Origin of the sequence: Tunturibacter gelidoferens (assembly GCF_040358255.1) — a bacterium.
In the GTDB taxonomy this organism is placed as follows: Bacteria; Acidobacteriota; Terriglobia; order Terriglobales; family Acidobacteriaceae; genus Edaphobacter; species Edaphobacter gelidiferens.
Map to the genome: position 1 here is coordinate 3,051,455 of NZ_CP132938.1, position 22,669 is coordinate 3,074,123.

A 22,669-nucleotide genomic window follows, 5' to 3' on the forward strand; every position below is an offset into this window, starting at 1 on the left:
ATGAGAGGCTATGAAGTTCTGTTCTGTGCAACGCGTCTTATTGTTTCATGCCACCACCTTTCGCCGACGCAGCGTGGTCAAAGAAGCCGCGACGTCACTAACACTCGATGATGTTGAGGGCGAGTCCGGCAAGTGAGGTTTCTTTGTATCGAGATTGCATGTCGAGGCCGGTCTGGTACATGGTGGCGATGATCTGATCCAGGGAGAGTTTGTGGTCGCCGGTTTCGTGCATGGCCATGCGGCAGGCGTTGATGGCTTTGACGGCGCCCATACCGTTGCGTTCGATGCAGGGGATCTGGACAAGGCCGCCTATGGGATCGCAGGTCATGCCGAGGTTGTGCTCCATCGCGATTTCGGCTGCATGTTCGATTTGGGCATTCGTGCCATTGAGTGCGGCGACCAGCCCACCCGCGGCCATGCTGCAGGCTACGCCTACCTCTCCCTGACAACCTACTTCGGCGCCCGAGATGCTGGCGTTTTCTTTGTACAAAATACCGATCGCTGCAGCGGTAAGAAAGTAACGGAGGATGCCCTCTTCCTTCTCTGCTTCGGTTCCATCGATGAAGCGAAGGTAGTAGTTACCGATGGCAGGAATCACTCCGGCGGCTCCGTTTGTGGGAGCGGTCACCACTCTGCCTCCGCCGGCGTTCTCTTCGTTGACGGCCATGGCGTAAACGGTAACCCAGTCGATGGGCGCTAGAGGGTCTTTGGAGCCAATCGTGTTAAGGCGCTCTGCGAGGCGATGGGCGCGGCGGCGAACGTTGAGTCCCCCTGGGAGGATGCCTTCGGTGGCGATACCGCGTTCGGTGCACTGCTGCATGGTTTGCCAGAGGGCGAGGATGCTGGCGCGAATCTTTTGTTCGGCTGAAAGATTGATCTGCGATGAAGCGGATATTGTCTGCGGGCGAGTAATAGAGATTGCCGGGTCGTTTAGCAGCGCGACTTCGTTGGCGAGCATGAGGTGCGCAATGGTGAGATTGTGTTGTTTCGCCAAGGCGAGGAGATCGGCGGCACTGCGGAAAGGATAAGGAACGGTGCGCGTATCGGTTGCGGATACTGCGGTGCGTTCGGCCTCGGAGACGATGAAGCCGCCGCCGATGGAGTAGAAGACTTCTTCGGCGAGCTTTCGGCCGGCGTTGTCGAAGGCGGTGAAGCGCATGCCGTTGGGGTGCGAGTGCACGGCGGGATCGGGGTACATCTGGTTGCGGCGGAAGTTGAGGTCTTCGGCTTCGGAGAAGGGGATGGTTTTGCTTCCGCCGAGAGCGAGGGTGTTGGTGTTGCGAATGGCGGCGATCTTTGTTTCGACGGTGTAGGGGTCGACGGTGTCGGGCGTTTCGCCGAGGAGGCCGAGGAGGATGGCGCGGTCGGTTCCGTGGCCGATACCGGTGAGGGCGAGCGATCCGTAGAGGTCGACTTTGACTCTTGCGGTTTGTTCGAGGAGGTTCTTTTCCTTGAGTTCGCGGGTGAAGCGGAGGGCGGCCCGCATGGGGCCGACGGTGTGGGAGCTTGAGGGGCCGATGCCGATTTTGAAGAGTTCGAAGAGGCTGGTGTTCACGGAAGCTATTTTAGGTGGCCGCGGGTGTCTTTGGTTGAGGCGCAGACTTGGTAGATTTCAGCTGCGGCTACCGGGAGCTCGAGGGCGAGGCGGCGGAAGAGAGCTATGCGTGATTTTGTTGGCATCTTCGTCCCCTTCTGCTCTTCTGGCTCCTTCTGTCCTGAGGGGGGTACCCCCCCCCATATTACCCGCGTGTAAGTATCTTCGTTTCAATGGTTTACGGGTAGTCATGGTCTGTAAAATATTGCAAGCAAAGAAGTTACCTGCAGAATATTACAAACAAACGAGTTAGCGCGCAATCCTATCTGGAACCTGGGCTTTCTCTCCACTATTTAAAAGTATAGTCAGTCAGACCTAACTAAAGTGCCAAGTGGATCTCCTTATAATTCAGAGGTTTAGATGGGTTTTGGGCTTGACATGCGATTTTTGGGCTGGATTTGAAGAGATATTTGTGGGATTCTCTTCCACCTGCTGGTTTTTTGCGTCCCTGTCCGCATCCTCCGCGAGCTTGTTGCCTGCCGGATGGCCACGTGAGTTCTTGCCTTCGCGACACCATACGAGAGCTCCGCGATGTCCGCTCGACGACGCACAGGACTTTGCCGACCTCCTCTTCGTCACGCGACAGATGGTGATTGCGATTGAACGCGAGAAAGACGCGACCGGCAAAGATACTGGAAGTGACGGAGAGCTATGGAACAGGAACGATGCTCGACCTGTATCCATCGCACCATGCTGCGAACACCTGACGCCGCGAGATTCTGCTACGACTCGCTAGTGTAGCGTCTCAGAAGTTCGCAGCATATTTTCCGATTTAATCGCCAGTGGATCAGTTTGAATTTCTCGCGATCCCGCTACGAAGTGCCCAACCAAAGCATAGTAATGACAGGATCACTTCAATAGTGAACACCGTTAGCGTCACTCGAGAAGAGTAGTAAAGGTGCGCCAGCAGCACCCCAGCAGAGACGGCTGCGAGTAGAGCAAAAAAGCTGCCCAATGCAATGCCTGTGATGAATTTCCCTGTCTTCATTTTTGTAGGCTTATGGTAGCAAACCAATCATCTCTGCAATCGACCAAACGTGGTCGGTGATACCCTGCTTCCAACGCGTGAGAGGATGGCGGGCATGGGTTGATTTCAAGGGCAATAGACAAACTACCCACTTGGGTAAGTACTTTTTGTAGCCATAACGATCCCCGTGAGCCTATATTGCATCGCTCACTATGGCTTTTGGTCTTTCCTGCTGCACGTGATATTTAGCCCGTCTCTATAAATTTCAAGCTGACCCACTACCATCTAATCTGTTTGCCAACCGGAACAAACTGCAAGTCCTTCGACTGCGTTGGCGCAAAAAAAGCGCCAAACTTCGCTCAGGATGACACCCATTGATGCAACGAACTTTAGAGGAGAGACACTAGTTCCCCGCTGTTTCGTTGAAGGCGATTCGCTTCCTGAGCCTGTGAGGTGATGAGGCGGGTGCTATACTCGGCAAAATCTTCCGCCCCTAAGGGTTCATCGGCTTATTCATGCTTTTCAAGGCTCGCAGTGCTGCAGTGTATGGGATTGACGCCCACATCATCGATGTAGAAGTCGATTTTTCCAACATCAAGTTAGACCAGGAACAGTTTCACACGGTGGGATTGCCGGACGCAGCTGTGCGGGAGAGTCGTGACCGTGTGCGTTCTGCGATCAAGAACTCTGGTTTCGAAATCCCGCCCACGCGGATCACGATCAACCTGGCTCCCGCAGACTTAAAGAAAGAAGGTTCGGGATTCGACCTACCTATTGCGATCGGGATATTGGGAGCCTATGGCTCACTGCACATCAAGGATCTGAGCGATTATCTGCTGGTGGGGGAGTTGGGGTTGGATGGCAGCCTGCGGGCGGTGCAGGGGATGCTGCCGATTGCGGTGGCGGCGCGCGCAAAAGGGATTCCGAACCTCATTATTCCGGCGAGCAATGCGCGGGAGGCGGCGGTAGTTGAGGGTGTCAACGTTTATCCGGTGAAGTCGCTGCTGGAGGTGCGAGAGCTGTTGAACTCGGCGGTGCTGGGTGGCATCAAGGCTACTCCGCTAAAAGTGGAGACGACTGATCTGCTTAACGAAATGCAGCACTTTCCATTCGACTTCAAAGACGTGCGCGGCCAGCAAGTAGCGAAGCGCGCTCTCGAGGTAGCGGCCGCTGGCGGACACAATATTTTGATGATTGGACCGCCAGGATCGGGCAAGACGATGCTCGCCAAGCGACTGCCGTCCATCCTCGCTCCGCTTAGATTCGAAGAGGCGCTTGAAACGACGAAGATTCACTCGGTTGCAGGTGTTTTGGATTCTGAGCAAGGACTGGTGGCCCATCGGCCGTTCCGGTCGCCACACCACACGATTTCAGACGCCGGTTTGATTGGCGGCGGGATGATGCCGCGGCCGGGCGAGGTGTCGCTGGCCCACAACGGGCTGCTCTTTCTGGATGAGCTGCCGGAGTTTCCGCGAAACGTGTTGGAGGTGCTGCGACAGCCATTGGAGGACGGTCATGTAACGATCGCCCGTGCGGCGATGAGTTTGAGCTTTCCTGCGCGGTTCATGCTTGCAGCCGCAATGAATCCTTGCCCCTGTGGATATTTCAACGACAAGTCGCGGGAGTGCATGTGTACGCCGCCGATGATCCAGCGATATGTTTCGAAGGTCTCCGGGCCCTTACTTGACCGGATTGATATTCATATAGAGGTTCCCGCAGTGCAATATAAGGAGTTGCGGGGTGGGGCAGCGGCAGAGGGGTCAGAGCAGATTCGTGAGCGCGTTCTGGCGGCGAGGGAGCGGCAGCATAGGCGGTTCGCGCAGGCGGGGGATCGGACCAAGGGCTCAGCGAAAGCAGCTTCACGGCAGATATTTTCTAACTCACAGATGAATACACAGCAGATACGTGCCTATTGCGAGCTATCGTCTGATGCTGAACGACTGCTCGAACGCGCCATGCAGCAGCAGGGGTTGAGTGCTCGGGCACATGACCGTATCTTAAAGGTAGCAAGAACGATAGCAGATTTGGGAGGGGAGCAGGATATCGCAGTTAAACATATCGCAGAAGCAATTCAATACCGCACTTTAGACCGAAGTTACTGGTCCTGAAGAACGGATGTCTCCCATTTCTGGAATATCTTTATTCGCTGGTTCCCGAAAAAAGTATTGACCTTGAGCGTCGAACAGTTTACTTTCCTTGAAGTCGTAGTTTGCTCTGGGTCGCAGGATCTCTTAAACACGAACCGGTTTCTACGATAACTTCTGGGTTTGCCAGGTTTCTGGCGAGCTTCCTGTTTCACACTTGGGCGCGGCGAGCGCTGAATCCTACGGAAGAAACAGATTCAGCTAAGAACGCTAACTTAGCTAACAGGGCAGGTTGTTGTCTTGCAGACGCAATATGTCAGATATCAAGATAGTCGAGATTTCTGACGAATTGCGGAGTCCCCGGATGGATTCTCTGCGTCTAATGTGTGAGGCTTAAACACGGTAGCGATCTCTAGATCGGTTGCCACATTTTGAATGATTTCGGGCGAGTTAGCGCTAACAAGACGCTTCAGCTTCGGAAATTGAAAGGGAGAAACTATGCGCTCGGATCTGATTTTTGGAGCTCTCACGCACGTGAACAACCGCTATGAGCTTTGTCAACTGGCGTCGAAAGCGACGCGTAAACTGCATAAGCCAAACACGCGGTTGCAGGACACCACCAACGAAGTTCTGGATCGCTTCAAGGACACCATTCCAATGGATGAGTCTGGCGAAGCTGTCGTAGAAAAGGTACAATTACAAGAGCGCCGCGCGGCATAACGCGCGGCTGTTTCACCTCTCCAACTTTTGGATCAATCTAACCTCTAATCCGCTCTACAATCCATCCGCTTTTCGAATTTTTCACCACACATCCGGCCTTCCGCACGACCCTCTGTCAAGCAGATCCCGCCTCAGTTCCAAACAATCCCTCCTAAAATTCAAATTTCCAGGTAAAACATGACTATTTCCGAGTTAAAAGAACACAACATCGCGGAGCTGGGTAAACTAGCGCGCGGTCTCGACATTGCCGGAACCAGTGGTCTCCGCAAGCAAGACCTTATCTTCAAGATTTTGCAGGCGCAGAGCGAAAAAGAGGGGCATATCTTTGCAGAAGGTGTGCTTGAAATTCTGCCCGATGGTTACGGCTTCCTTCGCTCTCCCGACTACAACTATCTGCCCGGTCCCGATGACATCTACGTTTCTCCTTCACAGATTCGCAAGTTTGACCTGAAGACAGGGGACACGATCAGCGGCAATGTCCGTCCGCCGCACGAGGGCGAGAAGTACTTCGCGCTGGTCAAGATCGAGGCGATCAACTTCGAGTCGCCGGAAGAGACACGAAATAAGATTCTGTTCGACAACCTGACGCCTTTGTACGCCCAGGAGCGGGTGAAGATGGAGACGGTTCGCGAGCATATCTCCGGCCGGGTGATGGATTTGCTGACGCCGGTTGGTAAAGGGCAGCGAGGGTTGATTGTGGCTCCCCCGCGTACTGGCAAGACGATGTTGCTGCAGTCAATCGCTAATAGCATCACGGCGAATCATCCGGAGGTGGTGCTGATCGTTCTGCTGATCGATGAGCGCCCGGAAGAAGTGACCGATATGCAGCGTAGCGTCAAAGGTGAAGTGATAAGCTCCACCTTCGATGAGCCGGCGGCGCGTCACGTCCAGGTTGCTGAGATGGTGATCGAGAAGGCCAAGCGGTTGGTGGAGCACAAGCGCGATGTGGTGATCCTGCTGGACTCGATCACGCGTCTGGCGCGTGCGTACAACACGATCGTTCCACCTTCGGGCAAAGTGCTCTCAGGCGGTGTGGATTCGAATGCTCTGCAGAGGCCGAAGCGCTTCTTCGGTGCGGCTCGCAACATCGAGGAAGGTGGTTCGCTGACCATCATCGCGACTGCGCTCGTTGATACCGGCTCGCGCATGGATGAGGTGATCTTCGAGGAGTTCAAGGGAACCGGCAACATGGAAGTGATTCTGGATCGCAAGCTGGTAGATAAGCGCGTGTTTCCGGCGATCGACATTCAGCGTTCCGGGACACGTAAGGAAGAGCTGCTGATTCCGAAAGAGGATCTGCAACGGACCTGGATTCTGCGCAAGGTACTGAATCCGTTGTCGCCTGTTGAAGCGATGGAGCTGCTGACCGACAAGCTGGCAAAGACTCGGAACAACCAGGAGTTTCTACACAACATGAGCTCGATCTAACTTCGAGGTAAGAAGCACGCAAGAGCGCGGCCTTTTGGCCGCGCTCTTTTTTGTTTTCTGCTTGATTCGCTCAGATTCGTCTCAAGCATCACGCTCTGTCAGTAGCCGTTGGCGATGAGGTACTCCTCGGTGAGGGTGAATTTTTCTGGTAAGTGTTGGCGTTCGGCGTATTTGCTGAGGACGTCTACCTCAATGTTGAGGGGGGAGCCGGGGGTGAGGGTGTGGAGGCTGGTGGAGGCGTAGGTGTGGGGGATGATGGCTACCTCGACCACGTTGTCCACGATGGAGGCTACGGTGAGGCTGATGCCTTCGATGGTGATGGAGCCCTGGGGAACTACGTATCGGGTAAGCGTGTCGGGGAGCTGGATGCGGAGACGCCAGTCGGTATCGGGCTGGTTGGGCGTGATGGGGGCGAGGGAGATGAGGGTCGCGGTTCCGTCGACGTGGCCTTGAACGACGTGGCCGCCTAGCGGCGAGCCTGCTGGTGTCGGGAGCTCCAGGTTGACGATGGCATCGGGGCGCAGGTGGGTGAGGGTGGTGCGGGCGATGGTTTCGCCGGCCAGGTCTGCCGAGAAGCGCGGCGGGAAGGCGTTGGGCTCGATGCTGAGAGCCGTCAGGCAGACGCCGTTGACTGCAATGCTGTCGCCGGTGTTAAGGCGCGCGGTGAGCGTGGGCGAGGCGATGGTGATGCGGGTCGCGCCTGCGGTTGGAGTGATGGCTAGAAGCTTGCCGGTGGTCTCGATCAGTCCAGTGAACATGGTCTTAGCTTATCGCTTTCGATGGTGGTGGGACGGGGTTGGGCCATGGGTCGTGGAGGTAGCCGGTGACGCAGGCATCGGGGCCGTAGGTGGCACGGGTGACACGGTGCAGGGACTCTTCGAAGAGGTAGGGGGAGCCGATGCCCTGGGCGAAGGGGATGGCCTGGTCGCCTAGCTCGGTCTCGGCGTAGATGAGGACGGCTTTGTCGACCAGGTTTTGCTGAAGGAAGGCTCCGTTGAGGTGGGAGCCGCACTCGAGCAGGAGGCTGAGGATGTTGCGCTCGGCGAGGGTGGAGAGGACGGCGGGGAGGCTGAGGCGTCCAGCGTGGTCGGGGAGGGTTTCCACCTGTATGCGGAGGTCGGTTAGAGCAGTGATCCTGGCATTTGGCGCAGTCTTACCGCAGAGGATTAGCAGGTCTGGCTCGCCTGAGTCGTGGGGGTTGTTGGCGGAGCGAACCAGTTGGGAGGAGAGAGGGATCCGGAGTTGGGTGTCGAGGATGACGCGGAGGAGGGGGCGGCGTCGTGGGAGGTTGTTGGGTCCGAAGAGCCCGCTTCTGTCGGTGAGTTGCGGGTCGTCGGCGAGGACGGTGCCGATGCCGGTGAGGACTGCGTCGGAGGCGTGGCGAAGGAGTTGGACTTCGTAGCGTGCGGCGGGGCCGGTGAGCCAGTGAGGTTGGTTGGGGAAGCGGGAGGCTGGTGGCGGTGCGAGTTTGCCGTCGACCGAGAGCGCGGCCTTGAGTGTCACGAAGGGAGTGCGGTGCTGGATGAAGTGGGCGAAGGCATCGTTTAGGTCGCGGGCGTGCTGTTGGAGGAGGCCGACGGTGACCTCGATGCCTGCTGCGCGGAGCTTGGCTAGTCCCTCGCCGCTGACCTGCGGGTTGGGGTCCTGGGTGGCGACGACGCAGCGACTGACGCCAGCGGCGATGAGGGCGTCGGCGCAGGGGCCGGTGCGGCCGTGATGGCTGCAGGGTTCGAGGGTGACGTAGGCAGTAGCTCCTACGGTGGAGAGGCCGCGCTGGGCAGCTTGTTTGAGGGCTACGATCTCGGCGTGGTCGCGGTTGGCGTAGAGATGCGCTCCTTCGCCGATGATCTTCGGGACGCCTCCGCTGGGTGGCATCTGGGTGAGGACGCAGCCTACCTGCGGGTTGGGCGAGGCAAGGACGATGGTCTCTGCGGCGAGCTTGAGCGCTTGCTGCATGAAGGCCTGATCTTGGGCGGCGCGGGTTGGTTGGGCAGGCTGCATTCGGTCTTCGGGTTGTTCCGTCTTCAGGGGGTACCCCCTGGGGGGTATCTCCGTGGAAGTGACTTCTTTTCATGCACTTGCAAAAATGGGTGTCTGTTAAATCGTCTATCTAAATGGCTTAAGGCTAAATTCGTCTTTCCAGAGGGGTTAGCTCCTTAATCAAGAAAGGGCTCCGAAACTCGGAACCCTTTTTCTTTTCTTAAACAAGTATAGCGGATTGGACATAACTGATACGCCACGCGAATCTCCTTGTCTGGCGCGGGTTTTGGTGGGTAGGGGGCTTGACAGGATTTTGATGGCCGGGCTTTGCAACAATGGCGAAGGTAAAGCGGGGTGATGGAGGGTTTGGGTTGGAAGGTTCGAATGGTATGGGTGGGTGGAATGTGTTGGGATCCTTCACTTCGTTCAGGATGACAGCCAAGGGGCGTGCAACGGCAATGGCTAGTACGGCGGTTTTTCGGCTGCGTTGTTCACGGTGAGGCTGTTAGTGGGTGGAGGAGCGGGAACGGTGGAGTGTTTGGATTGGAAGGTTCGAATGGTATGGGTGGGTGAAATGTGTCGGGATCCTTCACTTCGTTCAGGATGACGACCAAGAGCGGGTAACGGCAACAGCGAAGACATCAGCAAAAGCAAAAGCAACGACAACTGCTAAGGCAACGGCAAGGGCAACAGCTAAGGCAACGGCCACAGCAGAAGTAACGGCAATAGCAACAGCTGAGGCAACGACAACGACAAAAATGGCGACAGCGAAGGCGAAATGCGGGGGGTTCTTCGACTGTGTTGCTCACAGAAAGCGTGAGCGGCTTTGCTCAGAATGACGGGGTGTTTTTCTGTGATTTTCAGTTGGTTTTGGTTTGGGCTAGAACAGAGCGGAGCCGTTTCGGCTACAATCCTCGAACTTGAAAAAACAGTTTGCTTTGGCGTTGAAGCCTGAGCGTGTTATGGGGAAGGCACTGTGTAACCTGCCCGACTGGCTTCAGGCAAAGCTGTAGTTGGCATCTCTGGGAGGGCTTTCTCGTTGCTCTCTTGTCGTTGGCGAAGAATGAACCGTTTCGGCAGAAAGAGAAGGAATATCGGGCTATGTCTTTGAAGAAGAGCAAGTACCTTGCAGTGGCTTTTTGTCTGGGTGCATTGAGCGTTGTGTCTGTTGCCTCGTGGGCACAGGCGGTTCCGGCAGAGAAGGCCGATGAGGCGCGGGTGGATCGGCTGCTGAAGCAGATGACGCTGGAAGAGAAGATGAATCTGATCCGCGGTGGGCTTGAGGATCCTTCTGTTTATCAAGCGCAGGCGGGATATCTGCCTGGAGTGCCGCGGCTGCATGTTCCTTCGCTGCGCATGGCCGATGGGCCGCCGGGTTTGTTGACGCGGGTGGCGGGGCAGGCGGAGACGGCGACGATGGGTGTTGCTGCGACCTTCAGCGCGAAGGATGCCGAGGCGAACGGTGCGGTGATTGGGCGTGAGGCGCGGTCGCTGGGCATCGATGTGGTGCTGCAGCCGTTTATCAACATCGATCGCGATATCACGTTCGCGCGCGCCTACAACACGTTTGGGGAAGACCCGATGCTGAGTGGCGCGATGGGCGCGGCGGAGGTTCGCGGAGCACAGGCGCAGGGCGTGATGGCGATGGCGAAGCACTATGTGGGGTACGACTCGAATGGCTACAACATCTTCATCGACCAGCAGACGCTGCACGAGGTTTACGCCGCACCGTTTGTGGATGCGATTGGGGCCGGCGTGTCGTCGGTAATGTGCTCTTACAACCGCATCAATGGGCCGTTTGCTTGCGGCAATAGCGATACGCTGAAGACGATTTTGAAGGAGGAGATGGGGTTCAAGGGGTTTGTGACCTCGGACTGGGGCGGCGTGCACAGCGTTCTGTTTCTGAACGAAGGGCTGGATATGGAGATGCCTGGCGCGGCGGAGGCGGATAGTCCGTTCAAGGCGTTCATCAATAATTATTTTGTGACGGCTCCGCCTGACACTACGCCGGTGAAGCCTCTCGACCCGGAGGCGCTGGCGGGAATTCTTGGCGGGCCGATTCCGGAGGAGCCGCAGGGGAATGGGCTGGACCTGGGTGGTTTCCCGCGCGATAACGACAAGACGACGATGCGGGAGGCTCTGAAGAACGGGACGGTGACCGAGGCTACGATTACGGCTGCTGCGCGGCGCGTGCTGTATGAGATCGATCGGTTCGGCTATCTGGATGGCAAGCAGAAGCATACGGTGACGGCGCAGGATGTGGAGGCTAATGCTGCGGTGATTCGGAAGACGGCCGAAGATGCGGCGGTGTTGTTGAAGAATGAGCACGCGCTCCCGCTGGGCAATGATGACTTGCAGTCGCTGGCGATGATCGGGCCGGGGGCTGGTCAGGTTGCGGCGATCGGGACGTTCGGAGAGCGGAGTCCGGGGTTGACGGAGCGGCAGATTGGTCCGCTGGAGGCGCTGAAGAAGGGTGCTCCCACGGCCAACATTACGTATGCGGTGGATGACGATATGACTGGCGTGCCGGTTCCGGCGGCGGCGCTGTCGCATGATGGGAAACCGGGGTTGTTGCGTATTGATAGCAGAGGAAGCAAGGTTGAAGACGCGCAGTTGGATTTTACGCACAGCAATGGAAAGTCACTGCCGGCGAGTGGAACCGTGACGTGGAAGGGAACGCTGACGGTGCCGAGCGCGGGGGAGTACTGGATGTACCTGCAGGTGCTGGGTGCGCGTGGAAGGCTGATGATCGACGGCAAGCGCGTGGGGCAGACGGGCGCGGCGAAGGGTACGGTGCACGGCGATGTGCAGTACGCGACGCAGGATAATGGATTTCCGACGGTCGATGGGCTGGACAATGTTCGGCGTGCGGTGCAGCTGACTGCGGGGCCGCACTCGATTACGGTGATGGCGAGTAGCGATACTTCGAATAAGCCAGAGCAGATTCGGTTGAACTGGACGACGCCGGAGCTGCGGGAGAGCAACCACAAGGCGGCTATCGATGCAGCGAAGAAGGCGCATACGGCGGTGGTGTTTGTGTGGACGCGAGGCAAGCCGGACTTCGCACTGCCAGGAGAGCAGGACAAGCTCGTGGATGAGATTGCGGCTGTGAATCCGAACACGATTGTGGTGATGAACGTCAGCCAGCCGGTGGCGATGCCGTGGTTGGGCAAAGTAAAGGGCGTGCTGCAGATGTGGTGGACGGGGGATGAAGGCGGATGGGCTACGGCAGATGTTCTGCTGGGCAAGGTTAGTCCGGCTGGGCGGTTGCCGTTTACGTGGGCGAAGCAGCTGACGGACTATGCGGCGAATGATCCGGCGCATCCGGAGCGGTCGGCTAAGGGTGTGGATGGGAAGACGACGTACTCGGAGGGCGTGGATGTTGGGTACCGGTGGTTCGATAAGGAGAAGATCGAGCCGCTGTTTCCGTTTGGATTCGGGCTTTCATACACGACGTTTGAGTACTCGGATCTGAAGGTGGCGAAGGCTTCGGATAACGGGCTGGATGTTTCGATTCGGGTGAAGAATACGGGCGCGGTTGCGGGGGATGAGGTGCCGCAGGTGTACCTGGATGCTCCGGAGCAGCAACCGCAGGGGGTGCAGTTTGCGCCGAAGACGCTGGCGGCGTTTGATCGCGTTACGCTGGCGCCGGGCGAGAGCAAGGATGTGACGATGCATGTGTGGCCGCGTGCGCTCGAGTACTGGTCGGTTGCGGAGAAGAAGTGGGTGCGGTCGGATGCGCGGCGAGTGCGGGTGGGGTCGTCTTCGCGGGATTTGAAGCTGACTGCTGAGAAGTAGACGGCTGGGGTCTGTCCGGCGGGAATGCTTGATGTGTCCTGCCGGACGGGCCTCCTGCGCGGAGGGCGGTCACTTCGTGACTTGTGTACCGGTCTTGGCGGGTTAGGTGCTTGGTCCTCCCGTTGGTCGGAGGGGAGCGCTTTAGTCGAGGAGCGAGTCGATGAAGCTGGCGCTGTCGAAGGGGATGATGTCTTCGAGCTTCTCGCCGATACCCGCATAGATGACGGGGAGTTTTAGTTCGGTGGCGATGGCCAGTACGATGCCGCCCTTGGCGGTGCCGTCGAGCTTGGTGAGGACGATGCCGGTGACGTGGGCGGCTTCGGTGAAGAGACGGGCCTGGGTGAGACCGTTCTGCCCGGTGGTGGCGTCCATGACGAGGAGGGTCTGGTGCGGAGCGCCGGGCACCAGCTTTTCTGCCGTGCGGCGCATCTTGTCGAGCTCCTTCATGAGGTCGGTCTTGGTGTGGAGGCGGCCGGCGGTGTCGACGATGAGGACCTGGGTGTTGCGGGCTTTGGCGGCGACGCAGGCGTCGTAGAGGGCCGCTGATGGGTCGCCGCCTTGCTTGGTCTTGATGATCTGAACGTCAGAGCGCTGGGCCCAAACTTCGAGTTGTTCGATGGCGGCGGCGCGGAAGGTGTCGGCGGCGCAGAGCAGAACGGTGCGGCCTTGTGCGGTGAAGTGCGCGGCGAGCTTGCCGGTGGTGGTGGTCTTTCCGGTGCCGTTAACCCCGACCATCATGATGACCTCGGGGGGCGTCGCGGGGTGGGTGATGGGACGGGCTACGTTGTCGAGGACCTGCTTTAGTTCGGCCTTGAGTAGGCGCTTGAGGTCATCGCCACCCTGGATGCCGACGCGGAGGGCGCGCTGGCGGAGGTTCTCCATGACGAGGGCGGTGGTGGGGGCGCCGAGGTCGGCGGCGAGCAGGAGAGGCTCGAGGTTGACCAGGGTGGTCTCGTCGACCTCGCGGGTGAGGGCGATGACGGAGCTAATCGACTCGGAGAAGGACTCACGGGTGCGGGTGACCGCCTGCTTCATGCGGTCGAAGAGTCCGCGCTTCGGCTCCTGCGGTTCGGGAGCTACTGCGGTGGGCTGGTCGGGTTGCTGGTCGGGTTTGTCGCGTTTGCCGAAGAGGGAAAAAGCCATGCTCTTGCTAGTTTAGCAATGTTGGAGATATGGCCCGATGGCGGGTCTTTCGTGCTCCTTGGATCGTTGACTTTCGCGGTGGCAGGCTTATCGTTGATGATGATGAATCGTTGACGATTATGACGAAGGCGGAGCTTTACGAGTTCCTGGCTGCGCATACGCTGGGGGTGTTGGGAAGCATCTCGGGGGAGGGTGTGCCGCAGTCTGCCCTTGTCGGGATTGCGGTGACGGAAGATCTTGAGATCGTCTTCGACACTCTCAACATCACGCGCAAATACCGGAACCTTACCTCGAATCCAAAGGCCTCCCTGGTGGTGGGGTGGGAGGGAGAGAGGACGGTGCAGTTGGAAGGTGAGGCGTTTCTGCCGGTGGGGGAGGAACTGACGCAGTACAAGAATATCTACTTCTCGGCGTGGCCGGATGGAGTGGATCGTCAGAACTGGCCGGGGTTGGTGTACTTCGTCGTTCGTCCGCAATGGATTCGATTCAGCGACTTCGATCAGCGGCCACCGCGGATCGAGGAGATGGTGTTTGGAATGTGAGGGTTCTCGCGCTGATGGCGAGGATAAGCATTGCGGAGGCAAAGACGAAAATACAGGGATCTTGACGGATACCGCAGAATTCATCGGTTCGCTGCAACTGAGAGATGTGGCCGCAATCCACTGCGTCGCGCGATGAGACTGCGCGACTTCGGTCGAGATGACGAGTCCCAGAGAGTACCGGTCTTAGAAATTAACGTCTACGTCGGACCGGAGACAGCCTGAAAAAGCGCGAAGGCGAGTGGGTGCAGGCGAGTGCTAATGATTTTTTGAATTTATCGAGTTCTGATAGACGCGGAGGTGAACGCAACAGGCCTGGAGCAGAGGGGCTTCGATGTGGTGGGCGTGGCCGTGGTCGAGCAGGTCGCCGAGGATGGTGTCGACTTCCACTGGAGCGCCTTTTTGCAGGTCGCGGTACATCGACGAGGTGAACTTTGAGTCTTTGTCGGTGGCTAGTTGGCGGACATATTCGAGGTGAGGCTGCGGGGTAGGGAAGCCGCACACCTTCGCGATTGCGGCGCATTCGTCTATGGCCTGGAGGGCGGTCTGTTTGCCGTCGGAGACCGCGTTAATTTCGCCAACGGGACCACCCAGCAGACAAGTGATGAGACCGAAGGAGGCGATAGTCACCCACTTGTCCCACATTGCCTGAGTGATGTTGGTGGAGAGTTGAGTTTCGAAGCCGGCGTTGCGCAGGGTTTCGTCGAGGGAGCGAATGCGAGTAGTGATCTCCCCACTGCGCTCCCCGTAAATGATCTTGTCCAGGGGGGTGAGTTGCACGATGCGGCCTTGCTCATCGAGGTCGGTGGAGACAAGGCAGACACCGCCGAGGACGGGTTGCTTGCCGAAGCTATGCACGAGCGAGTCCATGTGGCGCATACCGTTGAGCACGGGATAGATCATTGTGTCGGGGCCGACGGCGGGGGTCATATCTTTGATCGCCTGGTCGAGGGCCTGGGCCTTGACGCTGAGAAAGACGACGTCGTAGGGGCTGGTGATCTCGGTGCTGGTGGCAGTCTTTGGCTTGAGAATGGCGTCGCCGTGAGGACTCACGATGCGGAGTCCATCGCGTTGAAGCTGCTGCGCTCGAGCGGGACGAACGAGAAAGGTGACGTCCCGGCCTGCCTGAATGAGACGTGCTCCGAAGTAACCGCCGACTGCTCCAGCACCTACGATCAGAATCTTCATACTCGTCCTTGTAGTTTTCGAGACACCGTGTTCCGGACCACAGTGTGTCTCAGCTTAGTCTGATTGCGTCGGCCGGGCTCATCGATGGGCCAGCTGGCGTGACCTGCGAGGTTGGGTGCGGGTCCTTGGATTGGAAGTTGGATGCGTGAGCTCTCCGTTGGATTTGCATAACTGAGGCGATTCGATGCGACACGGTGAAGGTTAGTTTGGAGCGGGGGTGGATGCCGGAGCGGGCGCAGGGTGAGCCGCGGATGGCCAGACTGAAGGGCGCACGAGGAGGAGGAGGTAGAGGAAGAGGATTGCGATAAGGACGAGGCCGCCGATGAAGATGTGGGGACGGAATCCCATGTAGGTTTTGTGTTGGGGCAGGTCTGGCGGAGGGATGTGTCCGTGCTCGTGATCATGCATGCGTACCAGCTTAGGCGCAAAACGATCTGCGTGCCAGCTACGGGGGCGTCCTGCCGGACGGGCCCACTGCGCGTGGCGCGGTCACTTCGTGACTTGTGTACCTTGTCTCGGCGGGGCTGATATCTTTGGTCCTCCCGTTGGTCGGAAGAAGAGATAAGGCTTACCCATCTGTAGAGGCTATTCGTCGCGGCCGGGGCGTGCCATGAGTTCGCGAATGGCTTCTTTGGGGCTTTTGTTTTGGTGGAGGATTGCGTCCACCTGCTGGGTGATAGGCATCTCGACGGCGTAGCGGGCGGCGAGGCCGAGGGCGGCGGCGGTGCTGCGTATGCCTTCGGCTACTTTGCCGTTGAGGCCGGCGATGATGTCGGGAAGCTGGCGGCCACGGCCGAGTTCTACGCCGACGGCACGGTTGCGGGAGAGAGAACCGGTACAGGTGAGGATGAGATCGCCTGCGCCGGAGAGGCCTGCGAGGGTTTGACGGCGGCCACCGCAGGCTACGGCGAGGCGGGTCATCTCGGCGATGCCACGGGTGATGAGGGCCGCGGAGGAGTTGTGGCCGAGGTTGAGGCCGTTGGCAACGCCTGCGGCGAGGGCGATAACGTTTTTGAGAGAGCCGCCGAGTTCGACACCGGGTACGTCTTCGTTGGTGTAGACGCGCAGGCTTGAAGAGGTGAAGTCGCGCTGGATGGTCTGAGCTACGTTCGGAACCTCGGAGGCGACGACGACTGCGGTGGGCATGCCGGCTGCGACCTCCTGCGCGAAGGAGGGACCACTGAGGACGGCGAAGGGATTGCGTGTAACGGAGGCGACGACCTGTGACATGCGGAGATAGCTGGTTTCTTCGATGCCCTTGCTGGCGCTGAGAATGATCTGGTCGCGGGTGAGCAGAGGGGCGATGTGCGTGAGAACTCCGCGCAGGTGTTGCGAGGGGGTGACACAGAGGAGGATGTCGGCTTCGAAGATGGCGCGCGGGAGGTCGGAGGTGACGTGGATATCGACGGGCAGGGTGAAGCCGGGAAGGTAGGGCAGGTTTTCGCCGGCTTCGCTGAGCTGATCGGCGAGGGCGGGGGAGTGAGACCAGAGGAAGAGCTGGTGCCCGCCGCGACGGGCGAGGGAGAGGGCGAGGGCGGTGCCCCAGGCACCAGCTCCCAGGACGGCGATTCGGCTCATGCTACCGCCTTTTTCTTGCCGAAGCGGCTCTCGGTGCCAGCGAGGAGGCGGCCAATGTTTTGATGGTGCTTGACGATGACGAGGAGCGGAATGAAGACCAGCCCGGCGATGACAATGGGGGTTCGCTGAGGAAGGAAGTAGAGGCCGAAGAGAGGGAAGGTGGCTGAACCGATCATCGAAGCGAGAGAGACGTAGCGGGTGAGGAGGACGATGACCAGAAAGATGCCGAAGGTGCAGGCTGCTGCGGCCAGACTGAGGGCCAGCATGACACCGAGGGCGCTGGCGACGCCTTTGCCGCCGCGGAAGCCGAGCCAGATGGGGAAGACGTGTCCCAGGATGGCGGCGACGGCGGTTGTGACGGCAAGGTCGTAGTTGCCAGGTGCGATATGCTGGGCGATTTTGACAGCGAGGAAGGACTTGCCGATATCGAGCAGGAGCGTGGCGATGCCGAGGCCCTTGGCTCCGCTGCGAGCTACGTTGGTGGCACCGATGTTGCCGCTGCCGGTGGCGCGAATGTCTTCGTGGCGAAAGGTTTTTACGAGCAGATAGCCGAACGGGATAGACCCAAGAAGATACGCGAGCGGAATGGAGAGGAGCCAGGGGTTCATTGTCGTCCGAATGAGTCTACCAAGTGCGGAGGAGGATGGTCTTACGGCGTGCGTGTGCGTGTGCGGGCTCGAGTGTGAGTGCGGCGGGGGTGGAGTGCAGGCTAGAGGATGTGATGGCGGATCAGTTCGAGGGCGTGCTGGCTGGCCCACCAGCGGATCATCTCGCGGTCTCCGCGGAGGTTGAGTTCCTTGACCTGGGTGGTTTGTGCGCTGGCGAGTGCGATGTAGACGAGGCCGATGGGTTTGTCGGCGTCTGGGCCGGGAGCTCCGGGGCCGGGGCCGGCGATACCGGTGATGGAGATGCCGAGCGAGGCTCCGGTGCGGGTGCGGATGCCTTCGGCCAGGGCGCGCGCTACCTCGGATGAGACGGGGCCTTTGGTTGCGACGAGTTCGGTGGGGACGTCGGCGAAGGTGGTTTTGAGCGCGTCGCTGTAGACCACTGCGCCGCCGAGAAAGTAACGCGAGCTGCCGGGGATCGCGGTGAGGCGCTCTGCGAGGAGGCCACCGGTGCAGCTTTCTGCGGTGGCCAGGGTGAGATCGCGGAGGCCGAGGTTGAGGAGCACGACCTCTTCGAGGGATTCGCCGTGCGAGGAGAAGATGGAGTCTTCCATCTCGGCTTCGATCTTTTCGACGAGGTCGTCGACGCGGCGCTGGGCTTCGGCGAGGGTGGGCTTGGCGCAGAGGAAGTGGAGCTGGATCTCGCCTGAGCCGGCGAGGATGGTGGTCTCGACGTCGGAGTATTGAGTGTAGATGGGTGAGGTTCTGGCGTCGACGTGCGATTCGGGGATGAGGGCCATGCGAAGGAGGCGCTTGGCGAGGTGGCGCGGGGGGAGAGCGGCAGCGAGGCGGGGTTTGACCTGGGTGTCGAAGAGGGGCTTCAGCTCTCTGGGCGGGCCGGGGAGGAGGATGACGATCTTGCGGATGGGCTGGTTGGAGGCGTCGAGGACGGTGGTGTCGAGGAACTGGCCGGGGGCGCTGCCGTTGGGGTTATCGAGGATGATGGCGCGGTCGAGCACGTCGGCCTGTTTGGCGTTGTTGGGCGGCATGACCATCTGGCGTGCGGCGAATCGCTTGTAGAGCTGGGTAAGGATGGCGGGGTCGGAGCGTAGCTCGATGTTGAGTGCGGCGGCGGCGGCTTCGCGGGTGAGATCGTCTTCGGTGGGGCCGAGGCCGCCGGAGAAGATGACGATGTCGGCGCGGGCGATGGCGATGGAGGCGGCGCTGGTGAGGTGGGAGAGGTTGTCGCCGACGATGGTCTTGAAGGCGACTTGTACGCCGAGGTCGTTGAGGCCGTCGGTGAGGTAGAGGGAGTTGGTGTCCTGACGGTAGGGCGTGAGCATCTCGGAGCCAGCAGCGATGATTTCAGCGATCATGAGTGGTGGTGGGCTTTCCAGGCCGTGTCGGTGGCTCTGTCATTGATGATATGGGTTGTGCGTGAGTTTTGTTGAGCTTCAATACAGATGCTTGCTCTCGATGAAGCTTTCGGCCGTTCCGTCGGTGGGGTTTACGAAGTGAACGTCGCTGGGGTCGCGGCGCGGAGTGTCAACGGCGAGGACGACGAATGGCTCTTCGAGAATCTCCGGTGTGCCGTGAATGGTGCCCTGTTTGAAGAAGATGAGCTGGCCTGGGCCGACTTCGAAGGGCGGGGCTTCGCCGAGGAAGAACTTTGCGCGGCCGGAGAGAACGGAGAGATATTCGTCGCAGGTTGCGTGATAGTGGGCCGCGACTGGACGGTAGACGCGAAAGACGCGGGAGCTGGCGTGAGGCTCGTCGGTGAGACGAGTGTCGATCAGCATGGTGTCGGCACTGTCTGGAAAGCTTGCGGCGATTTTTTGGATGTTGAAGACAGCGGTGTCGGCGGGTGAGGCGTGTTCGGTGTTGTTCGGCATCAGGAGACCCCCCTTATGCATAAGATGACGCACAGGGGCCTGAGGCCGCGAGCAATTTAGCTCGCGGCTAATTTACGGCTAGGTCGTTTTGTGGCTGGTGTCCGTTGAGTTGGGCGGCTGAGTGCGGGCCTCCCTGGAGCGGCAGGAAGATGGAGAAGACGGTGCCGCATCCTGGAGTGACGGTGCGGGAGCGGACGCGGAGACTGCCGCCGTGCTTTTCGACGAGTTCGCGCGAGACCCAAAGGCCGAGGCCGGTGCCGGTATCTTTTTTCGTCGTGAAGAAGGGTTCGAAGACGCTGTCGAGATGCTCGGGAGGGATGCCTTGTCCCGTGTCCGCGATGGTGATGCGAACGCCCTGGCGCGTGGAATCGCGCGGGTCGGTGGCGGAGTTTGCTTCGAGGCGGATCGTGTCTCCCCTGGAGCATGCGTCGAGGCCGTTGGCCAGGAGGTTGGAGAGGACCTGGCGCAGCTCCCCGGCGGTGCCGAGAACCTCACGCTCCGTGGTGGTGTTGACGACGAGGGCCACGCCGAGAGTTGCCGCCCGGGCGGTGTAGAAGTCGCTGACCTCGTGGACGACGGTGGCCGGCTTGAAGTGCGCGGCGATAGCGGTCTCGCGATAGAAGCCCAGGGACTGGCGGGTGATGTGGGCGATGCGGCCAAGTTCGCTCTCGGCCTGCGAAAGAAGGTGGCGGATCTCGTCGAGTTCGTCGGAGCGGCGAGCGATGTAGACGAGATTGGTGAGGCCTTCGAGGGGATTGTTGACCTCGTGTGCGACCGAGGCGGCAAGGCGACCGGCGGCGGCGAGCTTTTCGGCACGCATGAGAGCGCCCTCGGACATGCGCCGCTCGGTGATGTCGCGGAAGACGAGGACGATGCCGATCATCTTTCCGGAGCTGTCGCAGATAGGCGCCCCGCTGTCGTCGATGCAGATCTCGCTGCCGTCTTTGGAGACGAGAAAGGTGTGGTTGGCAAGGCCAACGATCGTGCCGAGGCGGCGTACCTTGTCGACTGGATTTTCAACGGCGGCGCGAGTGTCTTCATTGAAGATAGGAAAGACCCTGTGCAGCGAGATCCCGTGGGCCTCTTGTTCCTGCCAGCCAGTGAGTTCTTCAGCGACACGGTTCATGAAGACGATGGTGCCCTCGGTGTCGCAGGCTATGACGGCATCCCCGATACTTCGGATGGTGGTGTTCAGCCACTGCTCGCGCGCATAGGATTCGTCGACGCGTTGCTTGATCTCTTTGATCTGCTGGTTATAGGCGGCGGTGAGGACGCGGAAGATTCTTCGCGTCTCCCAGACAAGAAGACCCGCGATGAGTGCGACGGCGAAGAGGAGCAGAATCCTTGCGTTTCGGTTGACGAGAATATCTTCCGCAGAGCGCTGGGCGCGGCGGCCGATGAAAATATTCAGGAACTCATCTATCTGGACGCGCAGATCGTCCATATCCTGCTTGCGCTGGAGCATATGTTGCTCAAGCGTGGACTCATCCTGGGGGAAGGCATCGATCTCGTGGTAAGCCTCTAGCTCCCATTGCTTGTGGGAGGCCTGAATACGATGCAGCCGGGCGAGCTGATCGGGACGTTGAATCAGTGTAAAGAGGGTGTCGAACTCGGGTTCGATCTGTAGATCTGCTGAGTGCAGAGGCTGCAGGAAGACCGGATTGCGTGTCAGTAGAAATCCGCGCAGGCCGGTCTCTTCATCGAGGATCAGTTTGGTTAGCCGGTTGCCGTGGAGGATGACCACGTCGGCCCGGTCGATGGCCTTTGCGCTTTCTTCGACACGTTGGAGACCGTATCCAAGGATCAAAGCGAGAAAGGCAAGTGCTGCAACGGGTAAAGCGAGGAGTCGAAACAAAAGTCTGTTGTAAAGCCGCGATTCCAAAGTATTGTCCTCACGCGTGCGCTGCACATCCAGATCGTGTCCAGAGTAGAGGATTCCTGGCGCTTCTTGATTTTACTGATGCGGAGTCGATCTGGCGACAGAATCGATGGTGACGTTACAACATACTCAATAACGGAAGCGAAAGTTTTATAGCCGTAACGACCTGAGGACAGGCTAGATGAGCCTGCGGCCTTCGATGTCCACCGCAACGTGGTAGAGCGCGTCGCGCGTGGCGAGGGTGGCGTTCCCGTCTTCGAGGAAGGCGAGGCCTACGAGGTTGTTGCCGGAGACGACGAGAGAGGCCTGATGGTGACGGTCGATGCGAATGATGCCGCGCTGGCCGTGGAGGCTGGCGGCCACGTAGAGGTTGTCGTCAACGTCGAAGGCCATGCCCTGGGCGCGACCGAGACCCTGATAGAAGACAGTCGCGTTGCCGTCGCGGTCTATGGCGTGGATGACCTGGTTCGAAGAGGTCGTGGGGCCAGTGACGAAGAGCGTGCCGGCGTCGTTGAAGGCGAGGTGGTAGGCGGCGATGCTGGGCTCGAGCGTGGCGTAGACGAAGATCTCGCCGCTGGTGCCGTCGATGTTCCCGCGGCTGATCTTGAAGATGGTGCCTGAGCGGTCGCCGACGTAGAGGTTGCCGTCGCGGTCGAAGGCGATGCCGGTGGCGATGCCCATGCCTTCGGCGTAGGTGGAGGTGGCTCCGTCGGGGGAGATGCGGTAGACGGTGCCTTCGGCACGAGAGCTGGCGTAGAGGTAGCCATCGGGACCGAAGGCGAGACCGGTGACGTTCATCACGTCGCGGACGAAGGGGCGGATCTGGAAGTCGCGTTGAATTTGGAAGATCGAAACCGGAACGGCCTGGCCGCGGGAGCCCGAGACCGTGGCATAGACGTTGCCTTCGGCATCGACCGCCGGGTTGGCGACGGGGTGAAGATTTTCCGCCATGGGCACCGCGATGCGAACGTGGAGCGGGTTGCTGGCGTGGCTGCCGTGGTGCAGGATGAGGTCGCCGGTGATGGTTCCTTCGGGAATGCGAATGGTGGCGCGGGTGGGGCGGCTGAGCAGGAGTGGAGCGGAGATGTCGCCGATGGTCGCGCGGGGCAACAGGGCGCCGTGGGGCTCGAGGTGCGCGCCGTGGACGTCGATCTCGCCGCCGGGCATCGCTGCGAGTGGCGTGACGCGGTCGAGATGCGGCGGGGGTGCATCGGGCTTATCGGATGTCAGGAGCGAACGGAGTGTGGTCATGGGCCTGAAAGCTAGCGTAGACG

General features: G+C 59.5%; 18 protein-coding genes. 5 read left to right on the plus strand and 13 right to left on the minus strand.

Translation table 11 applies throughout. From position 1 onward, the window contains the following. Positions 1 to 97 precede the first annotated feature (97 nt). Positions 98 to 1,555: an L-serine ammonia-lyase gene (locus tag RBB81_RS13560; RefSeq protein WP_183788760.1), complete on the minus strand. Its 1,458-nt coding sequence runs from the start codon at positions 1,553 to 1,555 to the stop codon at positions 98 to 100. 826 nt (positions 1,556 to 2,381) lie between these two features. Then, a complete protein-coding gene (locus tag RBB81_RS13565) occupies positions 2,382 to 2,582 on the minus strand; it encodes a hypothetical protein (RefSeq protein ID WP_353071006.1) in 201 nt (66 codons plus the stop codon). 494 nt (positions 2,583 to 3,076) lie between these two features. On the opposite strand from RBB81_RS13565, the gene RBB81_RS13570 reads away from it, so the two are divergent. From RBB81_RS13570 to rho, 3 genes are all read left to right on the plus strand, one after another. Continuing rightward, a complete protein-coding gene (locus RBB81_RS13570) occupies positions 3,077 to 4,669 on the plus strand; it encodes a YifB family Mg chelatase-like AAA ATPase (protein WP_183788755.1) in 1,593 nt (530 codons plus the stop codon). A gap of 474 nt (positions 4,670 to 5,143) precedes the next feature. Beyond that, a complete protein-coding gene (locus tag RBB81_RS13575; RefSeq protein ID WP_179582507.1) occupies positions 5,144 to 5,365 on the plus strand; it encodes a DNA-directed RNA polymerase subunit omega in 222 nt (73 codons plus the stop codon). 177 nt (positions 5,366 to 5,542) lie between these two features. Continuing rightward, complete coding sequence (rho, locus tag RBB81_RS13580; RefSeq protein WP_174336882.1) at positions 5,543 to 6,793, plus strand: transcription termination factor Rho; 1,251 nt, start codon at positions 5,543 to 5,545, stop codon at positions 6,791 to 6,793. Between the two features lie 98 nt (positions 6,794 to 6,891). Here rho and RBB81_RS13585 read toward each other — a convergent pair whose 3' ends face one another. Both RBB81_RS13585 and ribD read right to left on the minus strand, forming a co-directional pair. Then, positions 6,892 to 7,551, minus strand: coding sequence for a riboflavin synthase (locus tag RBB81_RS13585; protein WP_353071007.1), 660 nt, complete (start codon positions 7,549 to 7,551; stop codon positions 6,892 to 6,894). Between the two features lie 4 nt (positions 7,552 to 7,555). Then, a complete protein-coding gene (gene ribD / locus RBB81_RS13590; protein ID WP_353071008.1) occupies positions 7,556 to 8,794 on the minus strand; it encodes a bifunctional diaminohydroxyphosphoribosylaminopyrimidine deaminase/5-amino-6-(5-phosphoribosylamino)uracil reductase RibD in 1,239 nt (412 codons plus the stop codon). A gap of 1,080 nt (positions 8,795 to 9,874) precedes the next feature. Between ribD and RBB81_RS13595 the strand changes: the two genes are divergently transcribed. Then, a complete protein-coding gene (locus tag RBB81_RS13595) occupies positions 9,875 to 12,571 on the plus strand; it encodes a beta-glucosidase family protein (RefSeq protein ID WP_353071009.1) in 2,697 nt (898 codons plus the stop codon). Between the two features lie 141 nt (positions 12,572 to 12,712). On the opposite strand, the gene ftsY is transcribed toward RBB81_RS13595, so the two are convergent. Then, positions 12,713 to 13,714 (minus strand): signal recognition particle-docking protein FtsY, encoded by a 1,002-nt coding sequence (gene ftsY, locus RBB81_RS13600; protein ID WP_353071010.1) that lies wholly within the window; start codon positions 13,712 to 13,714, stop codon positions 12,713 to 12,715. Between the two features lie 29 nt (positions 13,715 to 13,743). On the opposite strand from ftsY, the gene RBB81_RS13605 reads away from it, so the two are divergent. After that, positions 13,744 to 14,256 (plus strand): pyridoxamine 5'-phosphate oxidase family protein, encoded by a 513-nt coding sequence (locus RBB81_RS13605; protein ID WP_353071011.1) that lies wholly within the window; start codon positions 13,744 to 13,746, stop codon positions 14,254 to 14,256. A gap of 255 nt (positions 14,257 to 14,511) precedes the next feature. Here RBB81_RS13605 and RBB81_RS13610 read toward each other — a convergent pair whose 3' ends face one another. From RBB81_RS13610 to RBB81_RS13645, 8 genes are all read right to left on the minus strand, one after another. Continuing rightward, positions 14,512 to 15,441, minus strand: coding sequence for a ketopantoate reductase family protein (locus RBB81_RS13610; protein ID WP_353071012.1), 930 nt, complete (start codon positions 15,439 to 15,441; stop codon positions 14,512 to 14,514). A 201-nt stretch (positions 15,442 to 15,642) separates the two neighbouring features. Further along, positions 15,643 to 15,849: a hypothetical protein gene (locus RBB81_RS13615; protein WP_353071013.1), complete on the minus strand. Its 207-nt coding sequence runs from the start codon at positions 15,847 to 15,849 to the stop codon at positions 15,643 to 15,645. A gap of 177 nt (positions 15,850 to 16,026) precedes the next feature. Beyond that, complete coding sequence (locus RBB81_RS13620; protein ID WP_183788748.1) at positions 16,027 to 17,019, minus strand: NAD(P)H-dependent glycerol-3-phosphate dehydrogenase; 993 nt, start codon at positions 17,017 to 17,019, stop codon at positions 16,027 to 16,029. Continuing rightward, entirely contained in the window at positions 17,016 to 17,627 is a 612-nt protein-coding gene (gene plsY, locus RBB81_RS13625) for a glycerol-3-phosphate 1-O-acyltransferase PlsY (RefSeq protein ID WP_353071014.1), read from the minus strand. The genes RBB81_RS13620 and plsY overlap by 4 nt, the downstream gene beginning before the upstream one ends. Before the next feature lie 101 nt (positions 17,628 to 17,728). Next, positions 17,729 to 19,000 (minus strand): competence/damage-inducible protein A, encoded by a 1,272-nt coding sequence (locus RBB81_RS13630; protein WP_353071015.1) that lies wholly within the window; start codon positions 18,998 to 19,000, stop codon positions 17,729 to 17,731. A gap of 78 nt (positions 19,001 to 19,078) precedes the next feature. Continuing rightward, entirely contained in the window at positions 19,079 to 19,516 is a 438-nt protein-coding gene (locus RBB81_RS13635; protein ID WP_179582529.1) for a cupin domain-containing protein, read from the minus strand. 67 nt (positions 19,517 to 19,583) lie between these two features. After that, complete coding sequence (locus tag RBB81_RS13640) at positions 19,584 to 21,398, minus strand: ATP-binding protein (RefSeq protein WP_179582531.1); 1,815 nt, start codon at positions 21,396 to 21,398, stop codon at positions 19,584 to 19,586. A 174-nt stretch (positions 21,399 to 21,572) separates the two neighbouring features. Next, positions 21,573 to 22,646 (minus strand): gluconolaconase, encoded by a 1,074-nt coding sequence (locus RBB81_RS13645; protein ID WP_179582533.1) that lies wholly within the window; start codon positions 22,644 to 22,646, stop codon positions 21,573 to 21,575. Between the last annotated feature and the right edge of the window lie 23 nt (positions 22,647 to 22,669).

What these genes read in the sequence shown, in the direction of transcription:
- RBB81_RS13570 (WP_183788755.1), top strand. Translation starts at nt 3,077, where the DNA reads ATGCTTTTCAAGGCTCGCAGTGCTGCAGTGTATGGGATTGACGCCCAC.
- RBB81_RS13630 (WP_353071015.1), bottom strand. Translation starts at nt 19,000, where the DNA reads ATGATCGCTGAAATCATCGCTGCTGGCTCCGAGATGCTCACGCCCTAC.
- RBB81_RS13605 (WP_353071011.1), top strand. Translation starts at nt 13,744, where the DNA reads ATGGCCCGATGGCGGGTCTTTCGTGCTCCTTGGATCGTTGACTTTCGC.
- RBB81_RS13610 (WP_353071012.1), bottom strand. Translation starts at nt 15,441, where the DNA reads ATGAAGATTCTGATCGTAGGTGCTGGAGCAGTCGGCGGTTACTTCGGA.
- RBB81_RS13635 (WP_179582529.1), bottom strand. Translation starts at nt 19,516, where the DNA reads ATGCCGAACAACACCGAACACGCCTCACCCGCCGACACCGCTGTCTTC.
- ftsY (WP_353071010.1), bottom strand. Translation starts at nt 13,714, where the DNA reads ATGGCTTTTTCCCTCTTCGGCAAACGCGACAAACCCGACCAGCAACCC.
- RBB81_RS13615 (WP_353071013.1), bottom strand. Translation starts at nt 15,849, where the DNA reads ATGCATGATCACGAGCACGGACACATCCCTCCGCCAGACCTGCCCCAA.
- RBB81_RS13645 (WP_179582533.1), bottom strand. Translation starts at nt 22,646, where the DNA reads ATGACCACACTCCGTTCGCTCCTGACATCCGATAAGCCCGATGCACCC.
- rho (WP_174336882.1), top strand. Translation starts at nt 5,543, where the DNA reads ATGACTATTTCCGAGTTAAAAGAACACAACATCGCGGAGCTGGGTAAA.
- RBB81_RS13620 (WP_183788748.1), bottom strand. Translation starts at nt 17,019, where the DNA reads ATGAGCCGAATCGCCGTCCTGGGAGCTGGTGCCTGGGGCACCGCCCTC.
- ribD (WP_353071008.1), bottom strand. Translation starts at nt 8,794, where the DNA reads ATGCAGCCTGCCCAACCAACCCGCGCCGCCCAAGATCAGGCCTTCATG.
- RBB81_RS13565 (WP_353071006.1), bottom strand. Translation starts at nt 2,582, where the DNA reads ATGAAGACAGGGAAATTCATCACAGGCATTGCATTGGGCAGCTTTTTT.
- RBB81_RS13595 (WP_353071009.1), top strand. Translation starts at nt 9,875, where the DNA reads ATGTCTTTGAAGAAGAGCAAGTACCTTGCAGTGGCTTTTTGTCTGGGT.
- plsY (WP_353071014.1), bottom strand. Translation starts at nt 17,627, where the DNA reads ATGAACCCCTGGCTCCTCTCCATTCCGCTCGCGTATCTTCTTGGGTCT.
- RBB81_RS13585 (WP_353071007.1), bottom strand. Translation starts at nt 7,551, where the DNA reads ATGTTCACTGGACTGATCGAGACCACCGGCAAGCTTCTAGCCATCACT.
- RBB81_RS13575 (WP_179582507.1), top strand. Translation starts at nt 5,144, where the DNA reads ATGCGCTCGGATCTGATTTTTGGAGCTCTCACGCACGTGAACAACCGC.